Source organism: Streptomyces sp. Z26 (genome assembly GCF_003665095.1).
Classification (GTDB): Bacteria; Actinomycetota; Actinomycetes; order Streptomycetales; family Streptomycetaceae; genus Streptomyces; species Streptomyces phytohabitans.
On the sequence record NZ_RCHV01000002.1, the window covers coordinates 2316356 to 2333211 of the forward strand.

A 16856-nucleotide genomic window follows, 5' to 3' on the forward strand; every position below is an offset into this window, starting at 1 on the left:
GCTTGCGACGATGAACGCCACCGACCGCACCCCCGCCGACCTGCTGGGTTCCGCTCTGGCGCGGGACCCCGCGCACCCCCTGGTGACCTTCTACGACGACGCCACCGGCGAGCGCGTGGAACTGTCCGTCGCCACCTTCGCCAATTGGGTGGCCAAGACGGCGAACCTCCTCCAGGACGACCTGGGCGCCGAGCCCGGCGACCGGCTCGCGCTGCTGCTGCCCGCGCACTGGCAGACCGCCGTATGGCTGCTCGCGTGCTCCGCCACCGGCGTGGTCGCGGACGTGGGCGGCGACGCCGCGCGCGCGGACCTCGTCGTCGCGGGCCCGGACGCGCTGGACGCGGCCCGCCCGTGCGGCGGCGAACGCGTCGCGCTGGCGCTGCGCCCGCTCGGCGGGCGCTTCCCGCAGCCGCCGGAGGGGTTCCTCGACTACGCGGTCGAGGTCCCGGGGCAGGGCGACCGCTTCGCCCCGTACGCGCCGGTCGACCCGGACGCGGCGGCGCTCGCCGTACCGGCCGGGTCGGCGGGCGGGCCGGAGGAGCTGAGCGGCGCGCGGGTCGTCGAGCGCGCCCGCGCCGACGCGGCCGCGCGGGGTCTCGCGCCCGGCGCGCGCGTCCTGTCGACGCTCGGGTACGGGGACTGGGCGGGGCTGTCCGCCGGGCTGTACGCGCCGTTGGCCGCCGGGGCGTCCGTCGTCCTCTGCCGCAACTCCGCCGCCCTCGCCCCCGAGGAGCTGGCCCGGCGCGTGGCGAGCGAGCAGGTCACGCACACCGCCGCGTGAGCGCCGCCCCCGCACTGCCGGCACCGGCCGCTGACACCGGATCAGCCGTACGGGGACGGGGGCCCGTACGGCGCGTGCGGGCGGCTCCGGGGCGGCGCGCGGCGCGGGGAGCGGAACAGGCCGTACCAGATCGTGGCCCCGTTCATACAACCAATCCCACGTTCTGACCGTCTGTCCCTGTGACCGATGCCCGTACGCGTGTACCCGCGCCGTCGCGGCCACGGTCCCCATCCGGGCCGACGACATCGCGAGGGACGGACGCACGTGACCGAAACCGGCACGCTCCCCACCGACGAGGCGCCCCCGCCCCCGGCCCCGCCGGAACGCGGGCGGCGCCGGTGGCTGCGCTGGGCCGCGCTCGGCACGGCGGTGCTCGTCGTCGCCGGTGCCGGCGTCGGCTGGGCCTTCTACGAGAAGCTCGACGGCAACATCCGCACGGACCGGGACACCGCCGAGGAGCTGGCCCGGCACGAGGACGAACGCCCGGTGGGCACGGGCGAGGCGCAGGACATCCTGCTGCTCGGCTCGGACAGCCGGGACGGCGACAACACCGGCTACGGCCCCGGCGGTTCGGAGCGCGCCGACACCACGATCCTGCTGCACCTGCCCGCCGACCGGTCGCACGCGACGGCCGTCTCGCTGCCGCGCGACCTGATGGTGGACATCCCCGGCTGCGGGAAGCCGGACGGCGGGACGACGCGGCCGCAGTTCGCGCAGTTCAACTGGGCGTTCGAGTTCGGCGGCGCCGCCTGCACGATCCGTACGGTCGAGAAGCTGACCGGCGTACGCGTGGACCACCACCTCATCGTCGACTTCAGCGGCTTCAAGGAGCTGGTGGACTCGCTCGGCGGCGTCGAGGTCTGCCTGCGCGAGCCGGTGCGGGACCAGGACGCGCAGCTCGACCTGGACGCCGGACGGCAGACGTTGCACGGCGAGGAGGCGCTGGGCTTCGTCCGCGCCCGCAAGGGCTTCGACGGCAGCGACACCCAACGCATGGACCGGCAGCAGCAGTTCCTCGGCTCGCTGGTGAAGAAGACCCGCAGCGACGGCGTACTGCTCAACCCGGCCAAGCTCTACCCCGTACTCGACTCGGCGACGTCCTCGTTGACCGCGGACACCGGGTTGGACTCGCTGCGCGAGCTGTACGACCTGACGCGCAGCGTGCGCGGCATATCGGAGGAGAAGGTCCGGTTCCTCACCGTGCCCCGGCAGCCGTACGCGCTGAACGCCAACCGGGACGAACTCGTACAACCCGCCGCGGAACGGCTGTTCACGCTCCTGCGGAACGACCAGCCCGTCCCCGTGGGGGAGAAGACCGACGACGCCACCCCCGAGCCGGGCGCCTCCGACGGGACGCCGAGCGCCGCACCCGGGGCCGCGAACCGGGCCTCCCTGGAGACCGGACCGAGCGCCTCCGCGAGCCCGTCCGCGCCGCCGTCACCCGACGGTTCGGGCGACCCGTCACCCGACGCCTCGCCCGACGGGGGCGCCACTTACCGTGGCACGACCGCCGCCCGCGACGTCTGCGCACAGGGTGGCGCAGGGAATGGGGCGGATTGACCGTTTCTGATCCAGTGGAGTTCGTCACCGACGTCGCTCCTTCTGGAAGTCGCCGGATAGTGTGAGCGATCCGGCGCCTTCCCCAGGGGCGCCAGCGGCATATTGGAGGAAGTTCGCAATCGTGGACGCGCATGGCCGGCGGCACGCGGGGGATGTCGACCCCGCGGATCAATGGGTGTTGAATCCGGACACCGGCAGCTACGAGCTGCGCCTGACGCCTCCCGCCGACGAGACCCCGGTTTCATACGGCGACGAGGACCGCCCCACCACCCCGCGACGCGGCAGAAGAGCCTCCTCCCCCACCGACACGGAGCGCGACGGCGACGGCACCGAGCCGCACGTGCCCGGACAGCGGACGACGGCGTCGGCCGCGGAGGACGCGGGCACGGGCGCGGGTACGGCCACGGGCGGTGGCGGCCACCGGGCCGGGGGCCGCGCCGCGGCCCGGGCGGCGGCCGCGGGCAACAGCCGCCGCAAGCCGAAGGAGCAGCTGACCCGGAAGCAGAAGATGCTGCGCTGGGGCGGCGGTTCGATGGGGCTGGTGCTGCTCGCGGGCTGCACCGGCGGCTACCTCCTCTACCGGCACTTCAACGGGAACATCGACAAGGTCGACGTCGGCATCGACAACCCGGCGGTCACCGACGGGCCCGTGAACATCCTCGTCATCGGCACCGACAGCCGTACGGGCAAGGGCAACGACGGCTACGGCGACGCGGGCAGCGTCGGCCACGCGGACACCACGCTGCTGTTCCACGTCTCCGCCGACCGCTCCAACGCGACCGCGCTCTCCATCCCGCGCGACATGATCACCGACATCCCCGAGTGCCCGACGAAGCAGGAAGACGGCTCGACGAAGACGATCCCGGCCGAGCGGAACGTCCGCTTCAACACCAGCCTCGGACAGCGCGGCAGGGACCCGGGCTGCACCTGGCGCACCGTGCAGGAGTTGACGGGCGTCGAGGTCAACCACTTCATGATGGCGGACTTCAACGCCGTCAAGGAGCTGTCCAGCGCGGTCGGTGGCGTCGAGGTCTGCGTCGCCAAGGACATAGACGACCCCAAGTCCCATCTGAAGCTGGACGCGGGCAAGCACACCGTCGAGGGCGAGCAGGCGCTGGCGTTCGTACGGACCCGGCACTCCGTCGGGTTCGGCAGCGACCTGAGCCGGATCGAGCTGCAACAGCAGTTCCTCAGCGCGATGATCCGCAAGATGAAGGCCAGCAACACCCTGAGCGACCCGAGCAAGCTCTTCGACCTGGCGAACGCCGCTACCCGCGCGCTGACAGTCGACACCGGGATAGGCAGCGTGAAGAAGCTGGTCGACCTCGGCAAGGACCTGCGCCGCGTCGACATCGGGAACATCACGTTCGTCACGGCTCCGGTCGTCGACAACCCCGAGGACAAGGCGTCCGTCGTACTGGACCAGGCCAAGTCCGGGCCCCTGTTCAAGATGCTCCAAGAGGACAGGTCGCTCACGAAGACCAAGAAGGACAAGGACAAGGGCGGCAAGAAGGAGAGCGGCGTCGACCTGAGCAAGGTGGAGCCCTCGGCCGCCGACGAGGTGCGCGTCGACATCACCAACGGCGGCGGCCCGGTCGGCGCCGCGCAGGCCACGGTGACGTACCTCCAGAACGAGGAGGGCGTCACGCTCTCCACCAACGCGGGGAACGCCTCGGAGGAACTGCCCGCGACCCGCCTGGAGTTCGCACCCAACCAGGAGGACCAGGCCGCCGCCCTCGCGAAGCTGATGGGCCTGCCGAACTCCGCGCTGAAGCGGAGCTCCACCGAAGCCGGGCCGAGGGACCCGATGAAGCTGACGCTGGGCAAGGACTTCACGGGCGCGGGCGAGCCCATCGGCGCGCCCGACAAGGCGCCGGACGGCGTGAAGGAAGTCAACGCCGGCGACAAGAACATCTGCGCGAAGTGATCCGGACGACGGCGGTGACGGCGCCCCTTTCCTCGACGGCGAGGAGAGGGCCGCGTACCGCCGTGCCGGGCGCGGTACCACAGAAGAACGGGGAAGCCACGTGCGGCAGCGAAACGGTGGCCGTGGCGACGCGGAGCGCGGCAGCGCGCCCTCAGCCAGTGAACTGGGCTGGGACGACGGCCTGTACGACCGCGGGCCGGGCGGATCGGGCGGACCGGAGGACGCGGCCGAGCCGGACGCACCGGGCGACCCGGACGGCTCGGGTCGAGGAGACGACGGCGACGGTCCCCGCGGGAGCGGCGGCCCCGCCCCGGCACGGAAACCGCCGAGTACGGTGAAGCGCCGCGTCTTCCGCTGGTTCGTGCTCGCCACCTCGGTGCTGATCCTCGGCACGGCGGGCGTCGGCTACCTCTACTACCGCCACCTCAACGGCAACCTCGGCCGCGACGCCCTGAACCTCGGCGACCACAAGCTGGACCCGAGCGACCCCAACGGCGACGGCCAACGCCCCCTGAACATCCTGCTGCTGGGCTCCGACTCGCGCGCCTCCAAGGCCAACGTCGACCTCGGCGGCTCCCGCGCGGACGCCGACCGGCCACCGCTGGCCGACGTGCAGATGCTGCTCCACGTGTCGGCGGACCGCAGCAACATGTCGGTCGTGTCCATCCCCCGCGACACCCGTGTGGACATCCCCAAGTGCACGGACAACGACGACGACGAGGTCTACGCGGCGACCTCCGACCGGATCAACTCCAGCCTCCAGCGGGGCGGTCCGGGCTGCACCGTGGCCACCTGGGAGGCCCTGACGGGCGTACCGGTCGACCACTTCATGATGATCGACTTCGCCGGTGTGGTCTCCATGGCCGACGCCGTCGGCGGCGTCCCGGTCTGCGTGAAGGACAACGTCCAGGACGTCAAGTCCGGTCTGAAGCTCAAGAAGGGCCGCTCCGTCGTCCGGGGCGAGCAGGCCCTCCAGTGGCTGCGTACGCGGCACGGCTTCGGGGACGGTACGGACATCGGGCGGGCCAAGGCCCAGCACCTCTACATGAGTTCGATGGTCCGGCAGCTCAAGGCCGGTACGAAGCTCAGCGACCCGAGCAAGATGCGCGACCTCGCGGAGTCCGCGACGAAGGCGCTCACCGTCGACCACGGGCTCGCCAGCGTCAAGCAGCTCTACGACCTGGGCAACGACCTGAAGCGGGTGCCCACCGGCCGTATCACCATGGCCACCATGCCCTGGCAGTACTCCAGCGGCGGCAGCTACGTCGAGCCGAAGCCGGAGGACGCCGACAAGCTGTTCGCGATGCTGCGGCAGGACGTCGCGCTCGACGGCAAGGACGAGAAGAAGGCCCGGCCCGACAAGCCCAGCGAGCCGGCGGACACCGCGCCGCCGAAGGCGGAGATCCCCGTACGGGTGATGAACGGCACCGGCACGGCCGTGCAGGCGCCGGTCTCCGGCCGCGCCGGGAACCTCGCGGAGTGGCTGAACACCCAGGGCTTCACGCAGGCGACCGCCGACCAGACGCCCAAGTCGCAGACGGACACGATCGTCAGCTACGCCACCACGGACCAGCGCGCGGACGCGCTGGCGGTGGCGAAGGCGCTGGGCGTGCCGGAGCGCCTGGTCAAGCACTCGTCGGCGGTGCGGGGGGTGACCCTGGTCATCGGCGCGGACTGGCGTACGGGGACGGCGTACCCGGGCTCGACCCCGGACACCGGCGACACCGGTGGGTCCGACGGCTCCAGCGGCGAGGAGTCGGGCGGCTCCGACGACGGCGGCGCGGAGCCGGAGGACGAGAAGGCGCCGGACAGCGCGGACTCGCTGAACGGCGACGACGAGACGGCCTGCATGGACGTGAACCCGAACAACGTGTGGTGAGTGTCCCCGTCGTCCCCCTTCGGGGACGCGTACGGGGAGGGGCCGCGCGCCCCTCCCCCGGCGGGAGCCGGACCGTGCGTCAGGCCCCGGGGGTGCCCGCGCCCGTACCGGCGCCCGCGTCCGTCACCGCGTCGGTGCCCGCACCCGTACCCGCACCGGCGGCGCTCGCGCGCACGTGCCGCGCCAGCTTCCGCGGGCTGGTGAGGAAGCCCCAGCCCCACGACATGTGCATGGTGGCGAGCGCGACCGGGATGCGTACGCGCGCCCCGAACGGCAGTCCCCGGCCCGCGGGCAGCGACCCGGCGGTGATCGCCGCGAGGTACCCGACGGGGACGGCGAAGCCCCACGGCGTCACGGCGGCGCCGACCACGGCGCCCGCCGCGATGGCGCAGAGGGCCGCCGGGGGCGCGAGGTAGCGCAGGTTGATGGAGCCGGAGTGGTAGCGGGCGACGACGTGCCGCCAACGGCCGTAGTTCCGGTACTGCTTGGCCAGCTCACGGACGTTCGGGCGCGGACGGTACGACACCCGCAGCTCCGGTGAGAACCAGATCAGACCGCCCGCCTCACGGATGCGGAAGTTCAGCTCCCAGTCCTGCGCGCGGATGAACTCGACGTTGTAGCCGCCCTGCCGCTCCAGCACCTCGCGCCGGAACACGCCCAGGTAGACCGTCTCGGCCGGGCCCGCCTCGCCGCCGGTGTGGAACGCCGCGTTCCCGACGCCGATGCGCGCGGTCATGGCGGCGGCGACGGCGTGCTCCCAGTCGTTCTCGCCCTCGGCGTGCATGATGCCGCCGACGTTCGCGGCGCCGGTCTCGTCGAGCAGGCGCACGGCGGTGGCGATGTAGTCGGGCGAGAGCATCCCGTGCCCGTCCACGCGGACGACGACCGGGTGCCGGGACGCCTTGATCGCGGCGTTCAGCGCGGCGGGCGTACGGCCCGTCGGGTTCGGCACGGTGCTGACACGGGGGTCCTCGCGGACCAGCTCGGCGGCGATCTCGTCCGTACGGTCCGCGGAGGGGCCGAGGGCGATCACCACTTCCAGCTCACCCCCGTACTCCTGCTCCAGGATGTGCCGGACCGAAGTGCGCAGATGGCGCTCCTCGTTCAGCACGGGCATGATCACGGAGACGGCGGGGGGCGCGGAGGCAGTCACGGCCGCCACGTTACCGCGAACGGGGGACCCCTTCGCACGCCAGCCGGGTGTCCGCCGCACGGCGGCACGGCGTGGGGGAACCGGTCCGCCGATCATATGTGCCTACAGTGCGACCGCAGCACCGCCCGGCCTCCGGGCCCACGGCCCGGGAGGTCCCCCCAGCCGCGGAGGTCCGCATTGCCCACGCCGGCCAGCCCCCACGAACGCCCGCAGCGCACGGGTGCCCGCCACGCGGCCACGTCCCGTACGGACGGGCCCCGCACCGCCGCGTCCCGCGCGGCCCGACCGCGCACGGGCGCGCGCCCCACCGGGAAGCACGCCGCCGGACGCCCCGCCCCGGGCGGCGGCGGCAGACGCGCGGGCGGGAACGGCGGGGGCGGGAACGGCGCGGGCCGCGCGCGCCGGAGGGGGTCCGGCGGGAAGGGGGGTGGGCGGCCCCGCTGGGGCCTGCGTGTCGTCATGGCCACGTCCGCCGTCGTGCTCGCCACCAGCGGCGTCGGGAACGCCCTCGTCAGCGGGCTGGACGACGGCGTACGCCGGGTCGACCCGTTCTCCGGCATGACCGACCGCCCGAATGCCGCCGGGGGGTTGAACTTCCTCGTCGTCGGCGTGGACCAGCGGGACCAGCTCAGCAAGGCGACACGGCAGAAGTACCGGCTGGGCGGCGGCTCCTGCGACTGCACCGACACGCTGATGCTGGTGCACCTGTCGGAGGACCGGCAACGGATGAGCGTGGTCAGCATCCCGCGCGACTCGTACGTGAAGCTGCCCGACCACCGCGACGACGGCACCGGCAAGCGGCACACCGCGTTCCCCGCGAAGATCAACTCGGCGTACGCGCACGGTGGTCCGCATCTGACGGTGCGCGCGGTGGAGGCCATGACGAAGGTGCACATCGACCACTACCTGGAGGTCGACTTCGGCAGCTTCATGAAGACGGTCGACACGCTCGGCGGCGTCGACGTGTGCACCGTACGGCCGTTGAAGGACACGTACGCGGGCCTCGACCTGCCCGCGGGCACCTCCCGGCTGAACGGCGCGCAGGCCCTGTCGTACGTGCGCGCCCGGCACCTCGACGGCGCCTCCGACTTCGGGCGGATGCAGCGGCAGCAGCGGTTCCTCGCCTCCGTCATCGACAAGGCGACGAGCAGCGGGGTGCTGATGAACCCGGTGAAGTTCAACGAGGTAGCGAAGAGCCTGCTGAAGTCCGTACGCGCCGACCGCGGTTTCGGCACCGCCGAGATGGTGGCGCTCGGGGAGGCGATGCGGGAGTTCACGCCCGCGTCGTCGGAGTTCGTGTCGGTGCCCGTCGCGAACGGCGACTACCGCGTGCCCGCGCTGGGTTCCACGGTGAAGTGGGACACCGCGCGCGCGGAGCGGCTGTTCGACGCGCTGCGCGACGACCGGCCGTTGGCGGAGCACAAGAAGAAGGAGAAGAAGGACCGCGGCGGGAAGGACGCGGCCACGCGCGCGGTGCCCGTCGACATCCCGCCCGGCAGCATCCGCGTACAGGTCGAGAACGGCACCGCGCACGCCGGTCTCGGGCACAAGGCGGACACCGCGCTCCGCGAGGTCGGCTTCAGCACCACCGGCATCCCCCGCAACGCGCGGGAGAAGGACCTGGAGCGGACGGTCATCACGTACGACCCGCGCTGGAACCGTTCCGTCCGCACCCTGGCCGCGGCGCTGCCCGGTGCGGAACTGGAGCAGGAGAAGGGGCGCGGGCCGTCGATGAAGGTCACGGTCGGCACGGACTTCCGCGCGGCGCGCGCCGTACGGGTCGCGGAGCCGCTGCCGACCGCCGGGACCGACAAGTCCGGGAAGGGGTTCCAGGCGGTGACGGGCGACGAGGTGACGTGCGGCTAGCGGAGGCCGAAGCCGGTGCCCGCGGGGGCTCCGGTGCCGTGCGGTGGGGCGCTGTCGCGCCGTGCCGCACGGCACCGGCCGGCTGTCAGCCGATGTTCACGTCGATGCAGGCGTAGAACGCGTTGCCGGTGTCGGCGACGTTCCAGACGGCGAGCACCTTCTGCTTGCCCTTGATGCCGCCGAAGTTGACGTTGTGGCTCACCGTCTCGGGCGGCTGCGCGCCGTTGTCGTTGACCTCCGCGACCTTCTGGCCGCCGACGAAGTACTGCCAGGTGCTGGTGCGGTGGCGCGCGGTCAGCTTCCACGTGAACGTGTGGGAGCTGCCGATGTTGGTGACCTGCCAGCCCTTCCCGTCGTCGTCGAGTTCGGTGAAGCGGCTGCCGCCGCTGCACGTCGTCTGCCCCTTCGGGCCCTCGACGCTCTGCGGCTCGTACTTGATGTCACCGCACGAGACGGAACCCTTCGCACACTGGTCCTGACGGCTCGGCGGAGAGGTCACCCAGCCGTGCGCGCTGGCCGAATTGGCCGGGAGGCACACGGCGATGAGCGGTGCGATACCCGCACCGACCACGGCGGCCAGTCTTCGCTTCGAGTGCATGCCAACTCCTTCACGGTATGAGTCGCCGCGGGGATGGGGGCCGGTGCCCGCGGGAGTGCTGGGCGCCGTCGGCGACTGTGTCGAGTTGCGCGGCGAACGCGAAGACGGATGTTCCGCCAGCGGTGAGGAAGCAGCCGTCCCGTGAAGTGAACTGACGGCTGCGAAAGTGGTCGATTCGGTTCCCGTTCGCCATTAGTCCAGACCATACCGACAGTCCGGAAAGGGTCAAGAGGCCGCGCACGAGCCGGTTTCGGCGCCGTACGCGCCCCTCCACCCCGCCGTACGCACCGGTGCGCACGCCCGCTGACGTACGGCCCGTACGCCGTCTACGCCGCGCGCGCGGGCACGGATCGGCGTACGGGACCCTCGCGGGCGCGCGCAGGCTTCGGCGCACGCCGGAGGGGGTACGGACAGGGGCCGTGCCGTACGGGGACGCCGCCGGGGAGCGCGCCCTCAGTCGTCCAACAGGCCCTCGGCCACACGCCGTTCGCGCAGCTCACGGATCGCGCGGCGGCGCGCCAGCCGGTGCGTACGGCGGATCTGCGCCTCCTGGTAGCGGCGCCGGTCCCGGCCCGTCTCGGGCAGCACCGGGGGGACGGGGCGCGGCGTGCCGGTCTCGCCGACGGCGGCGAACACCAGGTAGGCGCTGCCGACCTGGGTCGCGGGGGTGGACTCGTTCCAGCGCTCGGCCAGGACCCGTACCCCGACCTCCATGGACGACCGGCCGGTCCAGTTGACCTGCGCCTTGACGTGGACCAGGTCCCCGACCCGTACCGGCTCCAGGAACACCATCTCGTCCATCGACGCGGTGACGGCGGGGCCGCCGGAGTGGCGCCCGGCGACGGCGCCCGCGGCGTCGTCCACGAGCTTCATGATCACACCGCCGTGCACGGTGCCCAGCAGATTGGTCTCGTTCGCCGTCATGATGTGCGAGAGGGTGGTCCGGGAGGCGGAGGTCGGCTTGCCCGGAAGGGCCGCTTCCGCCGGAGCTGCCTGGTCGGTCATGACCTCCACCCTATGCGGCGGTCCGCCTCCCGCCCCGCCCCGCGGGTTTGCGACAGCTCTGCTACAGGCTCGGCCCTAATCCGCACCCGCCCTGTGTCCGCGCCGGTGGCTGCGTGCAGACTACGGGGCATGAACCAGTGGCCGGACGGACGGACCGACGAAGGGCCCGACCGGCACGGACGCGGCGGCGCCGCACCCGAGCCGGAGCCCACACGTGTCATGCCCCACACGCAACGCCCCGGCGTACCGCAGCAGAACAGCGGCTACGGCGACAGCCCGTACGGCCATGCCGCCGGGCCGGGAGGCGGCGCCGCGTACGACTCGGGCTACAACACCGGGCAGGTCTACGGCGGTCGCCACGGCGACCCGCAGCCCGGCGGGCCGGCCGGTCCCGGCGGACCGGGCGACTACGCCGGAGGGCCCGGCGGCTACGGTCCCGGCGGACCGGCGCGGCAGGTGGACTGGAGGCGCCGTATCAAGGTCGGCCTGATCACGTTCCTGGTCTTCATGCTGGTGTGGTCCGTGGGCACCTACTTCTGGGCGGACTCCAAGCTCAAGCGCGACGTCGACCTCAGCAAGGTGGAGGACCGGCCCGACGGCGGCGAGGGCACCAACTACCTGATCGTGGGCTCGGACAGCCGCGAGGGCATGTCCGACGACGAGAAGAAGAAGCTCCACACCGGCTCCGCCGAGGGCAAGCGCACCGACTCCATGATGATCCTGCACGTCGGGGACAACGGGAACACCATGGTCAGCCTGCCGCGCGACTCGTGGGTGACCATACCGAGCTTCACCGGCTCCGAGAGCGGCAAGCACTACGAGTCCCCCGGCGCCAACAAGCTCAACGCGGCCTACGCGCAGGATGGCCCGCAACTGCTGGTCCGCACGGTCGAGCACAACACCGGCCTGAAGATCGACCACTACGCGGAGATCGGCTTCGGCGGCTTCGCGAAGATCGTGGACGCGCTCGGCGGCGTCGAGATGGACATCCCGCGCGACATCAAGGACAAGAACTCGGGCGCGGACTTCAAGAAGGGCAAGCAGACCCTGAACGGGGAGGACGCGCTCGCCTTCGTCCGGAACCGCTACGAGGCGGGCAGCGACCTGGAGCGGACGAAGAACCAGCAGAAGTTCCTCTCCGCCCTCGCCAACCAGACGGCGACGCCGTCGACCGTGCTCAACCCGTTCAAGCTCTACCCGACGCTCGGCTCCGGCCTGGACACGCTGATCGTCGACAAGGACATGAGCCTGTGGAACCTGGCCTCGATGTTCTGGGCGATGAAGGGCATCACCGGCGGTGACGGCACCTCGATGAACATGCCGATCGCGGGCAGCGCCCCGATGGGCTCCCTGAAGTGGGACATGGGACGCGTCGAGGAGTTGGTGTCGCAGCTGAAGGCGGACGAGAAGGTCACCGTCAAGGGCGACTGACCCCACCGCGCACGCGCGTACGCGCACGGACCGGCGCCCGCTCTCCCCGTACGGGAGGGCGGGCGCCGGTGCGTCGGTCTCCGGTACGTCCCGCTTCCGTACGCGTACGGACCCCGTACGGGACGCGCCCCCCGCGCGCGCCGTCAGGCCGTCGGCCGGCCCAGCGCGCGGAAGCGCCAGCCGTCCTTCCGCCACAGCGCCGGGTCCAGCGTGTTCCGCCCGTCGAGCAGCAGCCGCTCCGCGACCGCCTCGCCCAGCGCCGCCGGGTCCAGCTCGCGGAACTCGCGCCACTCGGTGAGGTGCAGGACGACGTCCGCCGCCCGTACGGCCTCCAACGCGCTCGGCGCGTAGCCGAGGGTGGGGAAGATGGCGCGGGCGTTCTCCATGCCCTTCGGGTCGTAGACCGTCACCTGGGCGCCCTGGAGGTGGAGTTGGCCCGCCACGTTGAGCGCGGGCGAGTCCCGTACGTCGTCCGAGTCGGGCTTGAACGTGGCACCCAGCACCGCGACGCGCTTGCCCAGCAGCGTGCCGCCGACGGCGTTCCGGGTCAGCTCCACCATGTGGCTGCGGCGCCGCATGTTGATCGAGTCGATCTCCCGCAGGAACGTCAACGCCTGGTCGGCGCCCAGCTCTCCCGCCCGCGCCATGAACGCGCGCAGGTCCTTCGGCAGGCAGCCGCCGCCGAAACCGATGCCCGCGCGCAGGAACTTGCCACCGATGCGGTCGTCGTACCCGATCGCCTCCGCCAGCCGCACCACGTCGCCGTCGGCCGCCTCGCAGACCTCGGCCATGGCGTTGATGAAGGAGATCTTCGTGGCGAGGAAGGAGTTGGCGGCGGTCTTGACCAGCTCGGCGGTCGGGAAGTCGGTGACGACGAACGGCGAACCCTCGGCTATCGGCCCCGCGTAGACCTCCCGCAGCAGGCCCTCCGCCCGCTCGCTGCGCACCCCCACGACGATCCGGTCCGGGTGCAGGGTGTCCTCCACGGCGAAGCCCTCGCGCAGGAACTCCGGGTTCCACGCCAACTCCGCGTCCTCGCCCACCGGCGCCAGCTCCGCCAGCCGCGCGGCGAGCCGGTCGGCGCTGCCGACCGGGACCGTCGACTTGCCCACCACCAGCGCGGGCCGCCGCAGCAGCGGCGCCAACGAGTCGAGGGCGGCGTCCACATAGCTCATGTCGGCGGCGTACTCACCGTGCTTCTGCGGGGTGTTGACGCACACGAAGTGCACGTCGCCGAAGTCCGCGACCTCCTCGTACGAGGTGGTGAACCGCAGCCGCCCGGACGCGCCCCCGATGCCCTCCACGTGCTGCCGCAGCAGCTCCGCCAGCCCCGGCTCGTACATCGGGACCTCGCCGCGCGCGAGCGTCTCGACCTTCTCCGGCACGACGTCCAGCCCCAGCACCTCGAAACCGAGCTCGGCCATCGCGGCGGCGTGCGTGGCACCCAGGTATCCGGTGCCGATGACGGTGATCCGGGGACGGGCCGCCTTGGCCATGTGCTGCTCCCTGCTTCCCGCGGGTGTGCGGTGGTCGTCGGGCCGGTGACTGGTCCTCGCGAGCATAACCGGGGCCCCGGAGAGGAACCTCACCTATGCCTGTCGAGGGCTCGGCCCCTAGAATTGGGTTACTTAACGGTAATTAGCTTCGGCGCTCCAGGCGCCGTACGAACAAGAGGAGTGACGCACCGTGGCGCCCTCAGCGAACAGCACCCCGGCCGGATTCGACCTCTACCGGCCGCTGGAGGAGCACGACATGCTCCGCGACTCGGTGCGCTCGCTCGCCGAGGCGAAGATCGCGCCGTTCGCCACCGAGGTCGACGAGGAGGCCCGCTTCCCGCAGGAGGCCCTCGACGCGCTCGTCGCCAACGACCTGCACGCGGTGCACGTACCGGAGTCGTACGGCGGAGCGGGTGCCGACGCGCTCGCCACCGTCATCGTCATCGAGGAGGTCGCCCGCGTCTGCGCCTCCTCCTCGCTGATCCCCGCGGTCAACAAGCTCGGCTCGCTGCCGGTGGTCCTGTCCGGCTCGGAGGAGCTGAAGAAGACGTACCTCGGGCCGCTCGCCAAGGGCGACGCCATGTTCTCGTACTGCCTCAGCGAGCCCGACGCGGGCTCCGACGCGGGCGGCATGAAGACCCGGGCCGTACGGGACGGCGACAGCTGGGTGCTGAACGGCGTGAAGCGCTGGATCACCAACGCCGGCGTCTCCGACTACTACACGGTCATGGCCGTCACCGACCCCGAGAAGCGCACCAAGGGCATCAGCGCGTTCCTCGTCGAGAAGTCGGACGAGGGCGTGTCCTTCGGCGCTCCCGAGAAGAAGCTCGGCATCAAGGGGTCGCCCACCCGCGAGGTCTACCTCGACAACGTACGCATCCCCGCCGAACGCCTCATCGGCGCCGAGGGCACCGGCTTCGCCACCGCCATGAAGACCCTCGACCACACCCGCATCACCATCGCCGCGCAGGCACTGGGCATCGCCCAGGGCGCGCTGGACTACGCGAAGGGCTACGTCCAGGAGCGCAAGCAGTTCGGCAAGCCCATCGGCGACTTCCAGGGCGTGCAGTTCATGCTCGCCGACATGGCGATGAAGCTGGAGGCGGCCCGCCAGCTCACGTACGCGGCGGCGGCGCGCTCCGAGCGCGTCTCGCTGGCCGCGGGGAAGGGCGGCAAGGAGGACCTGACGTTCTTCGGCGCCGCCGCCAAGTGCTACGCCTCCGACGCCGCCATGGAGATCACCACGGACGCGGTCCAGCTCCTCGGCGGCTACGGCTACACCCGCGACTACCCGCTGGAGCGGATGATGCGGGACGCGAAGATCACGCAGATCTACGAGGGCACCAACCAGATCCAGCGCGTCGTCATGGCCCGCAACCTGCCGTAACGGGGTCTGCGCGGGTCAGCCGTCCTCCACGGCATCGGGTGGGCGGGCCGGGTCGTCCGGCCCGCCCACCCCGAGCGTTTCGCCTCAGCCCACCACCGCGCGGGCGAATCAGCCCACCACCGCGCGGGCGATCAACGTCCCGATGTGGTCCTTCTCCGGGGCCGCCAGCACCCGTACCTCCGCCGTCGCGAAACCGGCGCGCAGCAGCAGGCTCTCCCACTTCCGCGGCGTGTGGGAGTACCGGTAGGTGTACCTGGCCTTCCCGCGAACCCTCCCTTGTAAATGCCCTGGGGACCGTACGCGCCGGGGATCGCCGGAGGATGGGAGAACGCGAGTACGCCGCCGGGGTTCAACCGCTTCGCCACCAACGGCAGCAGCTTGGCGGGGTCGGTGAACCAGGCCGCCCCGAAGATCGAGTAGACGGCGTCGTAGGTCTCCGTGGCGGTGCTCAGGTGGTCCAGCACTTCGGCACGGACGAACCGCGCGCCCGACGACCCCCAACGCTCGGTGGTATGGGCGACCATGACCGGCGAAAGGTCCACCGGACCCAGCGCGTCGTCAGGTGGGTTTCCGGGTGCGGGTGAGGTAGAACGTCGCGACGAGGGCGAAGGTCAGGAAGGCGAGTGCCGCGCAGCCCGACATGACCGCCGCGACGGCCGCGCCGCCGCCTCCGGTGTCCGCGTCGCGGGCGACGACCCGCGGGTCGTCCGCGCGGTGGCGTACCGCCAGTTCGGCGCCGACGGACTGTTTGCCACCGCCGCTGCCCGGCGGCAGGGTCGCGATCACCGTCCGCCCGTCCGCCGTGAACTCAACCTCGCAGGCGCCCAGCATGCACGAACCGTCCTTGTGCAACGTCGCCCGCGCGCGCACCCCGTCGTGGAGGGAGCGCAGGTGTTGGGCGCGCGGGACCAGGACGAACGCCGACAGGGCGCCGAAGAACAGCGCGAGCGTCAGCAGCAGGACCAGGCCGGTACGCGGCTTCATGCCGCTGCCGGGTGCCTGGGCCGGCGGTACGCGGGCCGCGCCGGAATGTGCCGTACGTGCCATGTGATCCCCCCTCCGCGATCCTACCGGCGGCGGGCGCGGCCCCGGGGCGGGCGGACGGACGCGGGCGTATGGGCGTGAGACGCGGGGCGATGGTGCCCGGCCCGGTGGCGGCCTTGACTGGTCGTGGACGCGGGGCGAGGGCCCCGCCGCTACGGGACGGGGTGACGGGGATGGGGCAGGCGGGGGTGCTGGCCGTGGCGGCCGTACTGACCGGGCTGATGGCCGGGATCTACGCGGCCTTCTCGGTCGCGGTCATGCCGGGGCTGGCGCGGGTCGACGACGCGGCGTTCACGCGCGTGATGCGGTCGGTCAACGTACGCATCCTGAACGGCTGGTTCCTGCTCGCCTTCCTCGGCGCGGCACCGGCCGCCGCGGCCGCCGCGCTGCTGCACCGCGGGGACCCGCCGGTGGCGGTGTGGGCGGGAGCGGGATGCGCGCTGTACGCGGCGACGGTCGCGGTGACCTTCCGGGTGAACGTGCCCCTCAACGACGCGCTGGAGGCCGCCGGTGCGGCGGCCGGGCCCGGGGCGGCCGGGCTCACGGAGAACGGGCCCGGGGCGGCCGGGCTCGCCGAGGCGCGGGAGCGGTTCGAGGCGCGTTGGACCCCGTGGAACGCCGTACGCGCCGTGCTCGCCACCGCCGCGTTCGGCTGCCTCGCCGTGGCACTGCTCCTGCACGGCGACGCCGGGAGCTGACCCCGCCCCGGGGGCCCGGGACGGTCCCGGG

13 protein-coding genes and 1 pseudogene are annotated in these 16856 nt (G+C 72.3%); 8 read left to right on the top strand and 6 right to left on the bottom strand.

Annotation, left to right across the window (positions count from 1 at the left end; all coding sequences use genetic code 11):
* Positions 1-10: 10 nt before the first annotated feature.
* The 4 genes from D7M15_RS10255 to D7M15_RS10270 all read left to right on the top strand — a co-directional run bounded on the left by D7M15_RS10255 (position 11) and on the right by D7M15_RS10270 (position 6147).
* A complete protein-coding gene (locus D7M15_RS10255) occupies positions 11-781 on the top strand; it encodes a TIGR03089 family protein (protein ID WP_121517230.1) in 771 nt (256 codons plus the stop codon).
* A 264-nt stretch (positions 782-1045) separates the two neighbouring features.
* Entirely contained in the window at positions 1046-2341 is a 1296-nt protein-coding gene (locus D7M15_RS10260; RefSeq protein ID WP_240649220.1) for an LCP family protein, read from the top strand.
* 121 nt (positions 2342-2462) lie between these two features.
* Positions 2463-4268, top strand: a complete 1806-nt coding sequence (locus D7M15_RS10265; protein WP_121517232.1) for an LCP family protein — start codon at positions 2463-2465, stop codon at positions 4266-4268.
* 100 nt (positions 4269-4368) lie between these two features.
* Positions 4369-6147 (top strand): LCP family protein, encoded by a 1779-nt coding sequence (locus D7M15_RS10270; protein ID WP_121517233.1) that lies wholly within the window; start codon positions 4369-4371, stop codon positions 6145-6147.
* A gap of 79 nt (positions 6148-6226) precedes the next feature.
* On the opposite strand, the gene D7M15_RS10275 is transcribed toward D7M15_RS10270, so the two are convergent.
* Positions 6227-7300 carry a glycosyltransferase family 2 protein gene (locus tag D7M15_RS10275; RefSeq protein WP_276314446.1) on the bottom strand — a complete coding sequence of 358 codons (1074 nt, stop codon included), beginning with the start codon at positions 7298-7300 and terminating at the stop codon, positions 6227-6229.
* A gap of 459 nt (positions 7301-7759) precedes the next feature.
* Between D7M15_RS10275 and D7M15_RS10280 the strand changes: the two genes are divergently transcribed.
* On the top strand, positions 7760-9166 hold the full coding sequence (locus tag D7M15_RS10280) for an LCP family protein (protein WP_121520536.1): 1407 nt from the start codon (positions 7760-7762) through the stop codon (positions 9164-9166).
* Positions 9167-9251: 85 nt separating this feature from the next.
* Here the strand turns inward: D7M15_RS10280 and D7M15_RS10285 are convergent, their stop codons facing one another.
* Together D7M15_RS10285 and D7M15_RS10290 are read right to left on the bottom strand one after the other, a co-directional pair.
* Positions 9252-9764, bottom strand: a complete 513-nt coding sequence (locus tag D7M15_RS10285) for a lytic polysaccharide monooxygenase auxiliary activity family 9 protein (RefSeq protein WP_121517235.1) — start codon at positions 9762-9764, stop codon at positions 9252-9254.
* Between the two features lie 453 nt (positions 9765-10217).
* The gene (locus D7M15_RS10290; RefSeq protein ID WP_121520537.1) at positions 10218-10769 is read right to left on the bottom strand and encodes an acyl-CoA thioesterase; all 552 of its coding nucleotides are present in this window, start codon (positions 10767-10769) and stop codon (positions 10218-10220) included.
* A 129-nt stretch (positions 10770-10898) separates the two neighbouring features.
* Between D7M15_RS10290 and D7M15_RS10295 the strand changes: the two genes are divergently transcribed.
* Positions 10899-12200, top strand: a complete 1302-nt coding sequence (locus D7M15_RS10295) for an LCP family protein (RefSeq protein ID WP_121517236.1) — start codon at positions 10899-10901, stop codon at positions 12198-12200.
* 143 nt (positions 12201-12343) lie between these two features.
* Here D7M15_RS10295 and D7M15_RS10300 read toward each other — a convergent pair whose 3' ends face one another.
* Positions 12344-13696 (bottom strand): UDP-glucose/GDP-mannose dehydrogenase family protein, encoded by a 1353-nt coding sequence (locus D7M15_RS10300; protein ID WP_121517237.1) that lies wholly within the window; start codon positions 13694-13696, stop codon positions 12344-12346.
* 256 nt (positions 13697-13952) lie between these two features.
* Here D7M15_RS10300 and D7M15_RS10305 point away from each other — a divergent pair, with 256 nt between their 5' ends.
* Positions 13953-15083, top strand: a complete 1131-nt coding sequence (locus D7M15_RS10305; protein ID WP_121520539.1) for an acyl-CoA dehydrogenase family protein — start codon at positions 13953-13955, stop codon at positions 15081-15083.
* Between the two features lie 108 nt (positions 15084-15191).
* On the opposite strand, the pseudogene D7M15_RS10310 reads toward D7M15_RS10305, so the two are convergent.
* Both D7M15_RS10310 and D7M15_RS10315 read right to left on the bottom strand, forming a co-directional pair.
* Positions 15192-15625 (bottom strand): annotated as a pseudogene (locus D7M15_RS10310) (class I SAM-dependent methyltransferase); the annotation flags it as partial.
* Positions 15626-15641: 16 nt separating this feature from the next.
* Positions 15642-16130, bottom strand: a complete 489-nt coding sequence (locus D7M15_RS10315; RefSeq protein WP_240649222.1) for a hypothetical protein — start codon at positions 16128-16130, stop codon at positions 15642-15644.
* A 170-nt stretch (positions 16131-16300) separates the two neighbouring features.
* Here D7M15_RS10315 and D7M15_RS10320 point away from each other — a divergent pair, with 170 nt between their 5' ends.
* The gene (locus D7M15_RS10320) at positions 16301-16825 is read left to right on the top strand and encodes a DUF1772 domain-containing protein (RefSeq protein ID WP_121517238.1); all 525 of its coding nucleotides are present in this window, start codon (positions 16301-16303) and stop codon (positions 16823-16825) included.
* Positions 16826-16856 lie beyond the last annotated feature (31 nt).

Coding starts and splice junctions, on each gene's coding strand:
- D7M15_RS10285 (WP_121517235.1), bottom strand. CDS start 9,764: ATGCACTCGAAGCGAAGACTGGCCGCCGTGGTCGGTGCGGGTATCGCA.
- D7M15_RS10305 (WP_121520539.1), top strand. CDS start 13,953: ATGCTCCGCGACTCGGTGCGCTCGCTCGCCGAGGCGAAGATCGCGCCG.
- D7M15_RS10295 (WP_121517236.1), top strand. CDS start 10,899: ATGAACCAGTGGCCGGACGGACGGACCGACGAAGGGCCCGACCGGCAC.
- D7M15_RS10290 (WP_121520537.1), bottom strand. CDS start 10,769: ATGACCGACCAGGCAGCTCCGGCGGAAGCGGCCCTTCCGGGCAAGCCG.
- D7M15_RS10315 (WP_240649222.1), bottom strand. CDS start 16,130: ATGGCACGTACGGCACATTCCGGCGCGGCCCGCGTACCGCCGGCCCAG.
- D7M15_RS10280 (WP_121520536.1), top strand. CDS start 7,760: ATGGCCACGTCCGCCGTCGTGCTCGCCACCAGCGGCGTCGGGAACGCC.
- D7M15_RS10300 (WP_121517237.1), bottom strand. CDS start 13,696: ATGGCCAAGGCGGCCCGTCCCCGGATCACCGTCATCGGCACCGGATAC.
- D7M15_RS10320 (WP_121517238.1), top strand. CDS start 16,301: ATGGGGCAGGCGGGGGTGCTGGCCGTGGCGGCCGTACTGACCGGGCTG.
- D7M15_RS10255 (WP_121517230.1), top strand. CDS start 11: ATGAACGCCACCGACCGCACCCCCGCCGACCTGCTGGGTTCCGCTCTG.